At 36.4% G+C, this 14115-nt stretch carries 14 protein-coding genes; 3 read left to right on the top strand and 11 right to left on the bottom strand.

Annotation, left to right across the window (positions count from 1 at the left end; translation table 11 throughout):
- The first annotated feature begins 372 nt into the window (after positions 1-372).
- Positions 373-969: a hypothetical protein gene (locus G3A47_RS11280; RefSeq protein WP_166922309.1), complete on the top strand. Its 597-nt coding sequence runs from the start codon at positions 373-375 to the stop codon at positions 967-969.
- A 174-nt stretch (positions 970-1143) separates the two neighbouring features.
- Positions 1144-2127 carry a hypothetical protein gene (locus G3A47_RS11275; protein WP_166922308.1) on the top strand — a complete coding sequence of 328 codons (984 nt, stop codon included), beginning with the start codon at positions 1144-1146 and terminating at the stop codon, positions 2125-2127.
- A gap of 108 nt (positions 2128-2235) precedes the next feature.
- On the opposite strand, the gene G3A47_RS11270 is transcribed toward G3A47_RS11275, so the two are convergent.
- From G3A47_RS11270 to G3A47_RS11225, 10 genes are all read right to left on the bottom strand, one after another.
- Positions 2236-2670 (bottom strand): META domain-containing protein, encoded by a 435-nt coding sequence (locus G3A47_RS11270; protein ID WP_166922306.1) that lies wholly within the window; start codon positions 2668-2670, stop codon positions 2236-2238.
- 51 nt (positions 2671-2721) lie between these two features.
- On the bottom strand, positions 2722-3468 hold the full coding sequence (locus G3A47_RS11265; protein WP_166922304.1) for a succinate dehydrogenase/fumarate reductase iron-sulfur subunit: 747 nt from the start codon (positions 3466-3468) through the stop codon (positions 2722-2724).
- 8 nt (positions 3469-3476) lie between these two features.
- Complete coding sequence (locus G3A47_RS11260) at positions 3477-5393, bottom strand: fumarate reductase/succinate dehydrogenase flavoprotein subunit (RefSeq protein WP_166922302.1); 1917 nt, start codon at positions 5391-5393, stop codon at positions 3477-3479.
- Between the two features lie 12 nt (positions 5394-5405).
- Positions 5406-6056: a succinate dehydrogenase cytochrome b subunit gene (locus G3A47_RS11255; protein WP_166922300.1), complete on the bottom strand. Its 651-nt coding sequence runs from the start codon at positions 6054-6056 to the stop codon at positions 5406-5408.
- A 520-nt stretch (positions 6057-6576) separates the two neighbouring features.
- A complete protein-coding gene (locus G3A47_RS11250; RefSeq protein ID WP_166922298.1) occupies positions 6577-8550 on the bottom strand; it encodes a protein-disulfide reductase DsbD family protein in 1974 nt (657 codons plus the stop codon).
- A 401-nt stretch (positions 8551-8951) separates the two neighbouring features.
- Entirely contained in the window at positions 8952-9758 is an 807-nt protein-coding gene (locus G3A47_RS11245; RefSeq protein WP_166922297.1) for a hypothetical protein, read from the bottom strand.
- 2 nt (positions 9759-9760) lie between these two features.
- The gene (locus G3A47_RS11240; RefSeq protein WP_166922295.1) at positions 9761-10285 is read right to left on the bottom strand and encodes a heavy-metal-associated domain-containing protein; all 525 of its coding nucleotides are present in this window, start codon (positions 10283-10285) and stop codon (positions 9761-9763) included.
- 1 nt (position 10286) lies between these two features.
- Positions 10287-10772 carry a TlpA family protein disulfide reductase gene (locus G3A47_RS11235; RefSeq protein WP_166922293.1) on the bottom strand — a complete coding sequence of 162 codons (486 nt, stop codon included), beginning with the start codon at positions 10770-10772 and terminating at the stop codon, positions 10287-10289.
- Positions 10773-11072: 300 nt separating this feature from the next.
- Positions 11073-11441, bottom strand: a complete 369-nt coding sequence (locus tag G3A47_RS11230) for a heavy-metal-associated domain-containing protein (RefSeq protein WP_166922292.1) — start codon at positions 11439-11441, stop codon at positions 11073-11075.
- Between the two features lie 151 nt (positions 11442-11592).
- On the bottom strand, positions 11593-11967 hold the full coding sequence (locus tag G3A47_RS11225; protein WP_166922291.1) for a hypothetical protein: 375 nt from the start codon (positions 11965-11967) through the stop codon (positions 11593-11595).
- Between the two features lie 549 nt (positions 11968-12516).
- On the opposite strand from G3A47_RS11225, the gene G3A47_RS11220 reads away from it, so the two are divergent.
- Positions 12517-13071, top strand: a complete 555-nt coding sequence (locus tag G3A47_RS11220; RefSeq protein ID WP_208328361.1) for a phage tail protein — start codon at positions 12517-12519, stop codon at positions 13069-13071.
- Between the two features lie 9 nt (positions 13072-13080).
- Here the strand turns inward: G3A47_RS11220 and G3A47_RS11215 are convergent, their stop codons facing one another.
- Complete coding sequence (locus G3A47_RS11215) at positions 13081-14091, bottom strand: SAM-dependent methyltransferase (RefSeq protein ID WP_166922289.1); 1011 nt, start codon at positions 14089-14091, stop codon at positions 13081-13083.
- Between the last annotated feature and the right edge of the window lie 24 nt (positions 14092-14115).

Below are 14115 nucleotides of genomic sequence, written 5' to 3'. Positions count from 1 at the left end.
ATAATTCACGTGCTTTTTTTAAGATTTATCCTATAAAACAGTTGCTAAAATAATACAGAAAAAAACAAAACCTTTTAATTAAACAATACTCGATCAATTATAATTTATATCTGAAACCAATCCTCCCAAAATCCAAATTTAATCCCCACAAATAAGGCTTATCATACATTATTGGATAAGTCGTCAATGTTAAACGATTTAAGCAATTCTAATGAAACCTTTTATCTTCCTCTTAACCTACTGAATACCATTGCTTTTCCTGTTATTACTTTCTATTCATACAATAAATGGCTTAATTAAATGTTTATACTTATAGGTTATAAAGTGTCTCACTTAATACCCATTATGTATATTTATTAATATCTAGAAGAAATGAAAACTATATTGCTTTTAATTATATTGGTTGGTGCATCCTTACAAGGATATGCGCAGGATGAATTGAATCCTAAATTCAAACGAATCCCGGCAAAAGAATCAGAAAAAAAAGAAGTTATTCCTCCAAAAGAGATTGCACCAAAAATCGCTCCTCCTGCCCCGGTAGAGAAACCGGACCCTCTCAAAATCGAGCCGGCTGAACTTTTTAAAGATCCGAGTTTATATAAAAAAGAAGCTAATATTGAGGGTATTTATTACAGGAGAAATCAATATTTAGGAGGTTTTAAGACTAAATCCTTTACTTCTACAATCCGTTATCGCGATGCTGCTTATGTTGATGGAGATAAGATCAAAATATACCTCAATGATAAAATAGTAGAGCCCGAAGTTAGCCTGGACGGAACTTTTAAAGAATTCAAAATAAAACTCACAGAAGGTATTAATAAAATCGATTTTGAAGCTTTAAACGAAGGTTTTGCTTCTCCTAATACTGCACAATTTGAAGTCTATGATGACAAAGGGGCTGTAATTAATGCAAGTGAGTGGAATGTTGGTACAGGTTATAAGGCGACTATTATATTGTTTAAAGAATAGAAGCCCTTTACAGAAATAACTACTGGTAAAACGCATCCATTAAACCCAATAGTAAAGATTGTTGTTTTTATGGATTTGTAAAGTACAAATCCATAAAAACGGGTAATTCTACGCTCTTGTAGGATTATACATTACATTAAGTTTGTTACTTAATCCTTAAAAAGTAACAACACCATGCAAGACAATCAAAGCACACCCATTCCGGCAGGATGGGTTGGCGGATTCCCTCCAGCGGGTTCGCCAATGTTATATCCGACCAGAGATCTTTCCTCTTTGCCCATGTTAGGCAATATGGATAATATTAATTTTCTTCAGCGCCAACTTGGCGTAAAGTGGCCGGAATTTAGTTGGGAAACGCAAAAAGGCAGTCCCAATCCGAAACGATGTTATCAGCAATTTGCTCCTTATATTTCAAGAGCGGGTTATACTGACGAAGGAAGAGTATATTCTGTTATCTGTCCACAGCAAGGAGTCTGGCTTAAAGATGAAATTTGCATCAACGTAGAGGTTACCGTTACCGGACAAAGAGGCTGGGTGAATGAAGTAACAAAAGAAATTGCAATAGACATGACCGTTGAAGGCAAGATTTGGTTGTCCCCAAACGAACAACAAGGAGATAAAATAAAAGAAATTTGGCCTTTGCTGCAATACAGTTTTCCTAAATTCCCTCTTAATAAAGAGCATGCGATCCGAGTTACCACACACAAACAAAATGATCCAAGTCAACCTATCTTTGAAGTCATACACGGACTAAATCCGGAATTCGAAAATCCTTCCTTTGCTTTACATGAAGCTGAAGCATTTGCTAAAGCGTATCTTGCAGTAGAAATTGGAGATATCAAACTCACCAAAGACAAAATAGTTGATGATTTTAACAAACTGATAATGACCGCTTTTAATCTAGGTTCAGGAAATATGCTCCAGGCCGGAAATACTTTATCATGGAATCTTTGGTTTACACAACCGGCATTGGTAAATAAGGAAGAGTGGAAAAATCACGCTGAATTTTGGAGACAATCTATCGATGTACACCATCGCTCTCCTACCGGAAATGGTACTGATGCGAGATATTTTGATGGTAGCAAGTTCAACCCTGAACAAAATGCGGTAGACGAAATCATTAAAGATATCATCGACTATATTATAAAACATCTTTAAACACAGATAGCTTCTCTAAAGAGCAATGTTGACACCTAAATAACAAACCCCTGTATATTGATCATATACAGGGGTTTATTTCTTTTTTTTGGTACTCCGTTATTTCAACTACTTTGCTACCTTTTTAAATCTCATCATTGGAACATCTCCTTCAATTAAATTTAATTTTCCGTCTTTATCAACAGTATAACTTGTAATTTTAGCTATTTGTTGCAAAAACTGCTGTTCTCCTCCGCCCTCACAAAACATCATTGTTGTTGGTCCAGCCTCTCCAAAAGAAAGTTTTTTTCCATTTAAAGTATAAGTAGCACTATAACCATTACACCCATTGTTTCCGTAAACTCTTGTTTCTTTTTGATCAAAAGTAAGTTGTGGCTTTTTGTTTGGAAATAATCCTTCAAAAGCAATTCTTGGCCCTGAAATATATTCTAACTCCCAGGTTGTATCATAAATATTGGCCGTACTACTTGTTTCTTTTGAAGCTTTACAAGAATTCAATACTAAAGTTGAAATTGCAACTAGCGCGATTACGTAATTTTTCATAAATGTGATTTGTTTTTTAATTAATGAATTTTAATTTTGAATGATTGAAAATCACTTCCTCAATATTCGTGCCCGATTGTACTCAAAATTCATTCTTGCAATATTTAATACCGAAATATTTTGCGGACACTCTGTCTGACAGGCTTCTGTATTAGAACAATTTCCGAAACCTTCGTCATCCATTTGTTTTACCATTGTAAAAACTCTTAGATTTCGTTCTTCTTTACCTTGTGGTAACTGAGACAATTGCGAAATTTTCGCCGAAGTAAAGAGTACGGCGCTTCCATTTTTGCAGGTCGCAACACAAGCTCCGCAACCAATACAAGCGGCCGAATCGAATGCGGCTTCTGTAACCTCATGTGTTATTCTTGTAGTATTCGCCTCAGGAGCCTGACCTGTATTGACCGATACAAAACCTCCTGAGGAAATGATACGATCGAAGGCACTTCGGTCTACTTTCAAATCTTTTCTAACTGTAAAAACTCCTGTGCGAAAAGGTTCAATACAAATTTTATCTCCATCTTTAAATTCCCTCATGTGCAATTGACAGGTTGTTGTGTTTTTCAGCGGCCCGTGTGCAATTCCGTTAATCATCAAACCGCATTGTCCGCATATTCCTTCCCGACAATCATGATCGAATTCTACCGGTTCATCATTGGCTAAAATTAACCGTTCGTTGAGATGATCCAGCATTTCCAGAAAAGACATATGCGGATTAACATCATCAATAGTATAATCAACTAATTCCCCTTTTGTTTCAGCATTTTTTTGCCTCCATATTTTAAGATGTAGTTTCATTGCTGCATTTATTTATAACTGCGAACAGTTGGTTTAACAGTTTCAAAAAGTAACGGTTCTTTATGCTGAATGGGTTCAGCAGTATTCTCTTTCCACTCCCAGGCAGAGATAAACTGATATTCTGCATCGTTACGCATGGCTTCCCCATCCGGAGTTTGATATTCTTCTCTAAAATGGGCTCCACAGGATTCTTTTCGCGTAAGCGCATCAAAACACATCAATTCACCAATTTCAAAATAATCTGCAATTCGTCCGGCCTTTTCGAGTTCACTGTTCATCTGATTCCCGGTTCCGGTCACTTTTACATTTTTATAAAAATCGGCTTTGAGTTTTCGAATTTCTTCGATGGCATATAAAAGTCCCTTTTCCGTACGTACTAATCCGCAATAATCGTATAAAATCTTGCCTAAAGTTTTGTGATAGTTATCGACTGTTCGATTCCCGTTAATAGCAAGTAATTGCTGAATTTGTTTTTTTACGGCCTCTTCTGCTTCCTGAAAAGCAGGATGTTCTGTACTTATTTTAGCTGTTGTGACTTCATTTGCCAGATAATTAGCCATGGTATAAGGTGCAATAAAATAACCGTCAACCGAAGCCTGCAATAAAGAATTAGCGCCTAACCGATTCGCACCATGATCTGCAAAATTGGCTTCTCCCAAAGCAAACAAGCCCGGAATTGTTGTCATCAATTCATAATCTACCCAAAGTCCACCCATCGAAAAATGAGCTGATGGTGAAATCATCATGGGCTCTTTATAGGCATCATATCCGGTGATCTTAGCATACATATCAAACAAGTTTCCGTATTTCCCTTTGATGTTCTCCTTACCGAGATTTTTTATTGCTTTTGAAAAATCTAAATACACTGCATTCTTTAAAGGGCCGATCCCGAAACCGGCATCGATTCGCTCTTTTGCGGCGCGTGAAGAAATGTCTCTTGGCGCCAGATTTCCAAAAGAAGGATATCTGCGTTCTAAATAATAATCTCTTTCTTCTTCCGGAATATCGTTTGGTTTTCTACTATCATCGGCTTGGAGTGGCACCCAAATTCTACCGTCGTTTCGCAGCGATTCGGACATCAGCGTCAATTTAGACTGATAATCTCCTGATTGCGGTAGTGAAGTAGGATGTATCTGTATCCAACTCGGACTTGCCATTAAAGCTCCTTTTTTATGCGCTCTCCAAATCGCAGATCCGTTACAGCCCATCGCCAACGTAGAAAGGAAATATATTTTGCCATAACCTCCCGTAGCCAATACAACAGCATGTGCAGCATGGCGTTCTATCTCACCGGTATCTAAATTTCTGACGATAACTCCTCTTGCTTTTCCATCAATTACAACCAAATCCAACATTTCGTGTTTGGTCGAAAGCTTTACTGTTCCTTTCCCTACTTGTCGCATCAAAGCCTGATACGCTCCCAACAACAACTGCTGTCCGGTTTGTCCTCTGGAATAAAAAGTACGGCTAACTTGTACACCACCAAACGAACGATTATTCAGATAACCCCCATATTCTCTTCCAAAAGGAACTCCCTGTGCTACGGCCTGATCGATGAGATTTAAGGAACATTCTGCCATCCGATACACATTGGCCTCTCTTGCTCTAAAATCACCTCCTTTTATGGTATCAATAAACATTCTGTAAACACTGTCCCCATCATTTTTGTAATTTTTAGCTGCATTTACACCGCCTTGTGCCGCTACAGAATGGGCTCTTCGGGCGCTGTCCTGAAAACAAAATGACTTTACATTGTACCCCATCTCTCCTAAAGAAGCTGCCACTGAACTTCCTGCAAGACCTGTTCCGATAACAATTACCTCTAATTTTTTTCGATTGGCAGGGTTTACAATTTTTGCTGTTCTTTTATAGATAGACCATTTGTCCTCTAATGGCCCTTCGGGAATTTTAGCATCTAATTTCATAGCAAAATGATTTTAATAAGTGAAATAGATATAAATAGGCATTGAAGCAAAACCCAAACAAATAATTACGGCATAAAAAAGACCTGCTTTTTGTATCCATCTTACATACTTAGGATGGTAAAGCCCCAAGGTACGGGTAGCGCTATGTACTCCTTGCACCAGATGATAAAACAAAGCCAACATCGATACTACATAAATAAGTACAATCCACCATTGTTGGAAAGAAGTAACTACTAAAGTATACAAATCCTTATTTCCGGAATTATCCAAAGGCAATGCTCCAAACTTATAATAATACCAAAAGTTCTGAAAATGCAAAACCAGAAAAAGCAAGATTACAAAACCTAAAATGCCCATATTTCGACTGTACCATTTACTCGCTCTGCCACGATGATCTGTTTTAAAAACGCCTGCCGTTTTTTTATTTTGAAGTGTACTATAAAAAGCATCACCGGCATGTACCAGAATGCAGGCATAAAGTCCATACGATATCATTTTGATAAGAGGATTTCCGGAAAGGAAATGAGAATAGGCATTAAAACTTTTCTGCGCTTCTTCGGCCGGCAAAAAAAGTTGAAGGTTACCTAAGAAATGGATAATCAGAAAAAAACAAAGAAACAAACCGGTAAGACACATTATAACCTTCCTCGTTAATGTATTCATATCTAATGATTTTTTAAATTAATAGAATTGATCTTTTTCTAAACCATATGTTTATTCAATCTTCTCCCACTAAAGGGATTTCTAAACTTAAAATTTGCACGGCTACTCTCCGGCAAAAATATCATAACATCAATTTCATTACTTCTGATTCTCCACTAAGTTACAATTTTTCTTATATAAAAGAGCACTCTTTCTTTTCTATTTCCTTATTTAAATTAATTCCGGTTACCAATTGATTACTTTGTTTACTTGTAATCCGAATACAAATTGTGCAAGTTTTAATTGAATTATCTCCGGTTTTAACCGGAAATAATATTAATAAAAATACAAAGGCTCTAGCCAAACCTTCAAAAAGTTTGGCTAAAGCCCCTTTTACTAGCAATCAATTCTTCCCCTCCAGTTAAAACTGGAGGCTATTCAAAATCGCATATTAATTGCCTGATTTATTGATTAAAAAACTCTGCACCTTTGCACCTCTGCACCTCTGCACCTCTGCACCTTTGCACCTTTGCACCTCACCCTACTTTCCAAACTTCTCAATACCCGATCGTAGCCATTGTTCATATTCCGTAACATCTGGCATATATCCAACTGCTTTGTTCAGACTCTTTTCATTGGTATCTAAAATAAGATAGTACGGTTGCGCGTTGGCTTTGTAGCGGGTAATTTGAAAATCACTCCATTTGTTGCCAATCGATTTTATTGTTTTCCCGGTTTCTTTAGAGACATATTGTTCGCTTTTCGGTAATTCTCTTTTATCATCAACATACAAGGATATCAATACAACCTCATTATTCAAAATCGATAATATCTTGGGATCTGACCAAACATAATCTTCCATTTTTCGACAGTTCACACAAGCAAATCCTGTAAAGTCCAAAAGAATCGGTTTGTTGACCGATTTTGCATAGGCCAATCCTTTTTCATAATCTGTAAAGGCCATAATATCATGTGGCCCTTTGTGTGCGCCGTCGGGCAATGCTGCTGTAGAAACAGCACTTCCTGTCTTTGCTCCTCCCACTCCATAAGGAGATTCACTATACGTCATTGGAGGCGGAAAACCGCTGATCAATTTTAGTGGTGCTCCCCATAAACCCGGAATCAGATAAATTGTAAAACTTAGTACCACTAGCCCCACAGACAAACGCCCTACAGAAATAGAGGAAGCCGGTGAATCATGTGGCAATGTAATTTTTCCAAATAAGTAAAAAGCCAATGTCCCAAATATGGCAATCCAGACCGCTAAAAATGCTTCACGCTCAAACCAATGCAATTGCAAAACCAAGTCGGCATTGGATAGGAATTTAAAAGCCAGCGCCAATTCTAAGAAGCCTAAAAATACTTTCACGGTGTTTAACCATCCTCCCGATTTGGGTAACGTATTTAACCATCCCGGAAATAAAGCAAACAACATAAAAGGCAATGCCAATGCGGTAGAAAAGCCTAACATTCCAACAATTGGAGCGATGCCTCCTTTAGAAGCTGCTTCTACCAATAAAGTTCCGATAATAGGTCCTGTGCACGAAAAAGAAACTATCGCCAATGCCAGTGCCATAAAAAGGATTCCAATAATACCGCCTCGATCTGCCTGTTGATCGACTTTATTGGCCCAGGAACTCGGTAGCATAATTTCGAAAGCCCCCAGAAAAGAGCTTGCAAATACCACCAACAGTACAAAGAAAACCACATTAAACCATACGTTGGTAGACAAAGCATTTAAAGCATCAGCACCGAAAATTAGCGTAATAACAGATCCCAAAAACACATAAATCAGAATAATAGACAGTCCGTATATAATGGCGTTTTTGATTCCTTTGGCTCTGTTTTTACTTTGTTTGGTAAAGAAACTCACCGTCATTGGAATCATAGGAAACACACAAGGGGTCAACAATGCAGCAAATCCGGATAAAAAGGCGATAAAGAAAATTGCCCCCAAACCTGTCTCTGAATCTGAATTATCCTCCGCCGTTACAGCAGCAATTTTAGATTCTTTTTTTTCTGTGCTTTTTGTATTAATTGCCGAGGCTTCAATTTCTTTTGCTTCTAATGTTTTTAAGTTAAACTCAAAATATTTGGTTTCGCTTATACAATTCTCTTTGCACACCTGATAGGCTAACTCAAGCTGAATAATCTCATTATTCGCATTTGTATTTTTAATAGATTGTGTAAAGGCCCCTTTATTGGAAAAGAAAACTTCATCGACTTCAAAAATCTCATTGAACTTTCTTTCGGTTTTGCTTTCCGTTGCTTTACCAACTAGTTCATAATTTCCTTGTTTGTTGTGAAAGATCAACTCAGCCGGCAGAGGCCCACCCTCCGGTGTAAACTGGGAATAAACATGCCAACCAGATTCAATGGTTCCTTCAACAGTGATCAAAAAATCAGAATCGGATTTCTTTTCTATTTTTGGAATCCATTTTACGGGATTTAAAATTTGCGCCTGCCCATTCACAAAAGCAAACAGCAGGAACATTATATACAATATTTTTTTCATGGTTTCAATTTAAGCAGAACAGCTTGTTCCGGTTATCGTTACGTTTTCAATCTTTTTTAATCTCTACAACAACAGTTTCGATGGCAGATTGACTAGCATCGAAAATGGTTGTTTGCTCCTTTTTTAACTGTTTAAAAAACTGAGGGTTAGTTAGCTCAAGTTGTGAGTTGTGAGTTGTGAGATGCGAAAAGTAACAAGCTTTGTTTAATTGATTAATAGCTTACTTTGTACGAACACATAGTTGCTGCGAATTACTGAAATACAGTAACAATTCATCTAAATTCTATCGTCTCGTCTACGAGCAATAAAAATCCATCAAATAAAGTATTATCAATTTACATCTAACATTTTACATCTCACATCTCACAACTCACAATTTGAGCTAATTATAAAAAAATTGTTTACTTGGTAACATTAAAAAAAGTGTACTCTAATTTTAAGAAGAAGCCATCCGATGTGATACGATTCATTGAACTATACAGTTCTTTTCTGTAAGCCAAATCAATTCTGGCCTGACTGTTAATGATAAACTGCACCGAAGGTACTACATCCAAAAACGATTTACCATCGGCCGTGATCGTCTGCCCTACAAACTCTAACATGGTATTAATATTAGTTTGCTTGTAACTGGTGTACTTTTTAGGATGCATTAATCGTCCAACCGAAAAAGTATAGTTTATGGCACTCTTCCCTTGATTGTCCGGAAAACTATAATTGCCGTTATTAAAAGCCTGTCCGTAACTTACTGTTGAACTAAGGGCTACTTTTTTAATTAATTGTGTAGCTACCAAACCGGCCTCATAACCACTATTCATTCCCATCATATCAATAGCTTCACTGCTAACGGGAGAATTATTCCAACTGTATCGTCCAAAAGCTGCCATTCTAAAATGACTTTGCAGATCGTCTACCGAGAAAAAACGATATTTGGCATAAACACCTCCGCCTTTATACTCTAACCCGCTATTCATATCATTTAAATAAGCGGAAGCTCGTACCATTAAATTTTTGTTGACTCCCCAAGTGACCTCAGGCGCTAAAGCATAGATATTCCCTCCTTCGAATTGGTTTTTCATAAAAGATTGTCCCACACGAGCCGAAATAGAGCCCGCAGGTGCATTACTTGCGGGTTCTGTTACTACAAATAATTCCTGCGCTTTGATATTAAAAGAAAACAGCAACAAAAATGCGATTGATAAACATCTCATTATTACAACGTTTTTAAGTGATAATCATCTTCATTTTCAACGCTATAGGTTGCATGTTTTGAATACGATTTAGTCAGTTTTTTATATGCTTTCTGAGTCACAAAACCTTTATCAACAACCTGATAAGCCGTCTCATTATTTGAAATCGGGTTTTTAGAATCAATAAATACAAAAGTACCATCGGCAATTTTAAGTGTGTTGTTTTCTATCTTCTGCGTATCTACTTTCATAGTCAATACCATAGAACCCACAAAAAAGCCTGCTTTCTCCACTGCTTTTTTCAATACTTTAGGTTGCAGCATCACATCCTTTTTGAAATAAACTGTGAAAGTATTTGTATTTAAATCGGTGCTGATACTATCAACTTCCGTCATTGCTTTTAATTGCTTATTTATCGCATTAGAACACATTGAGCAGGTTAGCCCGGTAGCCATTATTTCGGCTTTAGAAATTTGAGCATATGATTTTATACTGCCAAACATTACTAAAAGTGCGACAGCCAGAGATTTTATAAATAAGGTTTTCATTTTATTTGTTTTTTTTGATTTGTGTAATAATCTGAGCTTCTGTTGGGTTGATTGCAATTAATTTTCCGCTTGCATCAAAAAGATAAGCCGCTGGCAAAGCGTCTACTCCAAAAAGTACGGCTGTTTTTGCATCAAAACCTTTCGGATCAATTAACTGCTGGTGTTTCATTTTGTCTTTTGCTATGGCCTTTATCCATTTTTCTTTATCGGTATCTATTGATATTCCGACAATTTCAAAATTTTGAGCTTTGTACTTATCGTACATTTTGACCCATTTTTTATTTGCTAATCGACAAGGAGCGCACCAGGAAGCCCAAAAGTCAACCAGAACGGTTTTACCATTAAAAGAATTTAGTTTTACAACTGAATTTTTATCGTTTTGAAGTTGAATATTAGGTAAGTTGTCCCCTACCTTTAGTTGTGCATTGGCTAATGAAAAACTGAAAATCATTAGAAGTGCTATCGTAGTATTTTTTATTTTAAACATAATATTTTTTTATAGTAAACAGGTTAGATGTAATTTGTAAAAAGTATCGCGGAGTCGCTTAATTGTTCTTGCACGCCCATTATGTTGCTCTTTTTTGATTTTGTGGTTTCAAAAAAAACATCCGAATAAATCCTTTAAATCTGCGTGAAAAATTCTCTCGCACAAGTACGGGTGTTGAAAAAATTAAAAAATCGAAACAAGACTTTGCGACTTAGTGACTTAGCGAGAAATACTTCCGGAACGACTGTGAGCAGAATTTTCACAAATTACACCCAACTGCTCCGGAATACATACCTTTTACTATTCCTTATGACATTCTGCTTTTTTCGGAGCTTCTCTGTCGTATTGGCAACATCTGTGAAGATCATTATAAGCAGTAGTGGTAGCACTGAACTTTTCATTGTCATATCCTGCATCGGCTACGCGTTTTAAGATCTCGTCTAAGTTGGTTTTCTTAGGGTTGTAAGTAACCACAGCTGTCTTTGTATCTTCGTTCCAGTTTAATACTGCTGATTTAGTATTTGCAGCCGTTTCGATTATTTTTTTGCACATGGAACAGCTTCCATTAATTTTTACAGTTTGAGTAACTTTGTTTTTACTTTGTGCGTTAGCAGTAGCCACTGATAGCAATACAGTAATTGCCATCAATACTTTATATATTGATTTCATGTTTTTTAAAATTTAGAATGAATAGATCCGATAAGTACAACAGAGACCATAGCAAATAATGCTGTGTTCTGAAATTGATACGGACTAAAAATGGATTTTATAGCCTGAACAGGCTTAAATTTGACGCACTTATGGCTGTCAAAGAAGAAATCTAGCTTATTTTAGGAGGAAGCCAGATAGAACGAAAATCAGAAGAAATAAAAACTTCTGAATAAAAATAATTTTGTTTGCGCTCTGAGAAATCAAAAAGAGAATCATTTGCTTCCTGAAAAACATACATTGGACTAAAACTACAATGTATTACAGGACATCCACAAGACGCTCCTGAACAACTGCTATCGCAATCGTGTTTGGTTTCTTTGGACTTCTTTTCTTTACAACAAGATTTTTCAGAAGATTCTTTTTTACAGCATGCCATTTCTGCCTTTTTTTTACCATGTGCAAAAGATTGCATCGGACCTAAAAAGACTCCAAGGATAAGAAGAAATAATATGTAGCTGTTTTTTTGCATTTCGGATACAAACATACAATTATATTAAACATCGTGCTGTTAAGGTTTTTGTAAAAAATTCATGAGAAACAAGAACTCGTTTCGATAACGCGACAAACTCTTCTCTAAACAACTGAATGTAAGCGCCAATGAGAATAATACTTTTTTGAACAGCCACAATATAGTTTTTGGCTTTTAGCAATTTTAACATTCAAAATCAACCTTAAAGCAGAGACAAAAAAAATTCCCTATCTAAATTTACTATTTTCATTAAATAATTTTGCGACAGTCAGCTACTTAAATTGTTTGCTACTTTGAATCCACTCTTTCTTTCACCCTCTCGGTTTTTTATTCAAAAAAGGCAATTAACTATACTTCGTAAGTCCAAAAAAGCCTAACAAATTTTTTGCCAAAAAAACGATAAAGTCAGATTAAACTCATTTACAAGCTCTTAACCTTAGCAAAAAGCCACCAAATGCAAAAATCTTCGTCCAAAAACAGGTATTTCTACCTGCTCTCGGGAGTAGGCAATAAAGTAGCTTTGTTATATCAAAACTATTATAAATTAACTTAATCTATTTTATTATGGAAGAATACATTGGAATTGTAAAACTTTTTGCGGGGAATTTTGCCCCAAGAGGATGGGCTTTATGCAATGGACAAATACTGTCAATTGCACAGAATGCAGCATTATTTTCAATTTTAGGTACTACCTACGGCGGAAATGGTCAGACCACTTTTGCATTACCTAATTTACAGGGAGCAGTGCCTATAGGTGTAGGAACAGGAAATGGCGGAACCTACGTTTTAGGAGAAGCTGCCGGTACTCCAAGTACAAGTATTTTAACAAGCAACTTACCGGCTCACGTTCACACAGGTGCTGGTACTATAGCTGTAGCTAACACAAACTCTACTGCTTCAATACCAACAGCAGGAGCTTCTATCGCTATTCCCGGATCTATCATTTCAAGAGTATTTACACCGACATTAGGTTTTGCAACATCAACACCGAATGTAAATTTAGCAACAAGTATCACTACGGGTATCACCGGTAGCAACATTCCAATTTCAATCATGCAGCCTTATTTGACTATGACTTATATTATCTGCACTGAAGGTATTTTCCCTTCCAGAAACTAAGTTTTATAGTTATTCTTTTAGATTATAAGACCATTGCGGTATCTCGCTATAGTCATATACTAATTGAATTTCTGAGTAAGCCATAAGATTATACATCGATACAACACAATAAGGGTTTGTTATGTAAGATTCCGCAGTTTTTAACTCAATGTCTTCGAACACCTTAATTTCAGTAAAAATGCATACATCGGGTTGGTTGCTAAAATCAACAGGCAGGGTGTAAAAACGACTTTCAAATATTGAATTGTGATTTTCCCTGCCTAAATGTTCTTTGTTTATTGTAAATAATCTATCGACAAATACATTTTTAGGATAGGGCTGCATTTTTTTGTAGCCCTTTACTTCATTCGAAGTATTGTTAAGATAAGGCTCGTAATTAAAGAAGGTATAAGCAAGATCTATCCGTATTTCTTCCGGAATTAAGATGGCGTCAGGAGTTAACTGTTTCATAAGGTTTCTCATAATTGCCACCTGAGGTTCTCTGGTAAGAGCATAATGCATGGTTTCGGATATAGCCAGATCTATAGTAAAACCTTCGGGTTTAGTATAGGTGATGGCATCAGCTTCGATTAATTGAAGGCTATAGTCTTCAAGACCGATAACAGACAACAACTGTTGTACTGCTACTATTGATTCTGCATTAATATCTAATAAAACAGCATTAATCCTCTCTTTATCAAATAATGGAAGTAAAGGCAGAATTAATGTTGCGTAAGGACCACAACCTGCATAGAGAATATTAATGCTTCTTTCGGGAAAATCAGTGCACAGTTTGGTTAAGGCTTTGTGAATTCCCTTTATAAAAAAAACGGTACGCAAATAGTCATCCACACAGTCTGCAGCTCCGGAGCTTGATAAAGCTATGCCACCTTTTACGAGAATTTCATTGTCTGCTGAAAACGCAACCCTTGTCGTTTTTTTATAAAAATCTGAAAGCTTTTGGGCGCATTCTATGTGTCCATCAACCGTATTTGATGCAATGATAGACTCCACAATAAACGTAAGTTCCTGTTTATACATATTATACAACTTTAGTATCTCCTA

This window comes from Flavobacterium poyangense (assembly GCF_011751075.1).
In the GTDB taxonomy this organism is placed as follows: Bacteria; Bacteroidota; Bacteroidia; order Flavobacteriales; family Flavobacteriaceae; genus Flavobacterium; species Flavobacterium poyangense.
This window is presented reverse-complemented; position numbering and strand designations above follow the sequence as displayed.

What these genes read in the sequence shown, in the direction of transcription:
- G3A47_RS11280 (WP_166922309.1), top strand. Translation starts at nt 373, where the DNA reads ATGAAAACTATATTGCTTTTAATTATATTGGTTGGTGCATCCTTACAA.
- G3A47_RS11275 (WP_166922308.1), top strand. Translation starts at nt 1,144, where the DNA reads ATGCAAGACAATCAAAGCACACCCATTCCGGCAGGATGGGTTGGCGGA.
- G3A47_RS11270 (WP_166922306.1), bottom strand. Translation starts at nt 2,670, where the DNA reads ATGAAAAATTACGTAATCGCGCTAGTTGCAATTTCAACTTTAGTATTG.
- G3A47_RS11265 (WP_166922304.1), bottom strand. Translation starts at nt 3,468, where the DNA reads ATGAAACTACATCTTAAAATATGGAGGCAAAAAAATGCTGAAACAAAA.
- G3A47_RS11260 (WP_166922302.1), bottom strand. Translation starts at nt 5,393, where the DNA reads ATGAAATTAGATGCTAAAATTCCCGAAGGGCCATTAGAGGACAAATGG.
- G3A47_RS11255 (WP_166922300.1), bottom strand. Translation starts at nt 6,056, where the DNA reads ATGAATACATTAACGAGGAAGGTTATAATGTGTCTTACCGGTTTGTTT.
- G3A47_RS11250 (WP_166922298.1), bottom strand. Translation starts at nt 8,550, where the DNA reads ATGAAAAAAATATTGTATATAATGTTCCTGCTGTTTGCTTTTGTGAAT.
- G3A47_RS11245 (WP_166922297.1), bottom strand. Translation starts at nt 9,758, where the DNA reads ATGAGATGTTTATCAATCGCATTTTTGTTGCTGTTTTCTTTTAATATC.
- G3A47_RS11240 (WP_166922295.1), bottom strand. Translation starts at nt 10,285, where the DNA reads ATGAAAACCTTATTTATAAAATCTCTGGCTGTCGCACTTTTAGTAATG.
- G3A47_RS11235 (WP_166922293.1), bottom strand. Translation starts at nt 10,772, where the DNA reads ATGTTTAAAATAAAAAATACTACGATAGCACTTCTAATGATTTTCAGT.
- G3A47_RS11230 (WP_166922292.1), bottom strand. Translation starts at nt 11,441, where the DNA reads ATGAAATCAATATATAAAGTATTGATGGCAATTACTGTATTGCTATCA.
- G3A47_RS11225 (WP_166922291.1), bottom strand. Translation starts at nt 11,967, where the DNA reads ATGTTTGTATCCGAAATGCAAAAAAACAGCTACATATTATTTCTTCTT.
- G3A47_RS11220 (WP_208328361.1), top strand. Translation starts at nt 12,517, where the DNA reads ATGGAAGAATACATTGGAATTGTAAAACTTTTTGCGGGGAATTTTGCC.
- G3A47_RS11215 (WP_166922289.1), bottom strand. Translation starts at nt 14,091, where the DNA reads ATGTATAAACAGGAACTTACGTTTATTGTGGAGTCTATCATTGCATCA.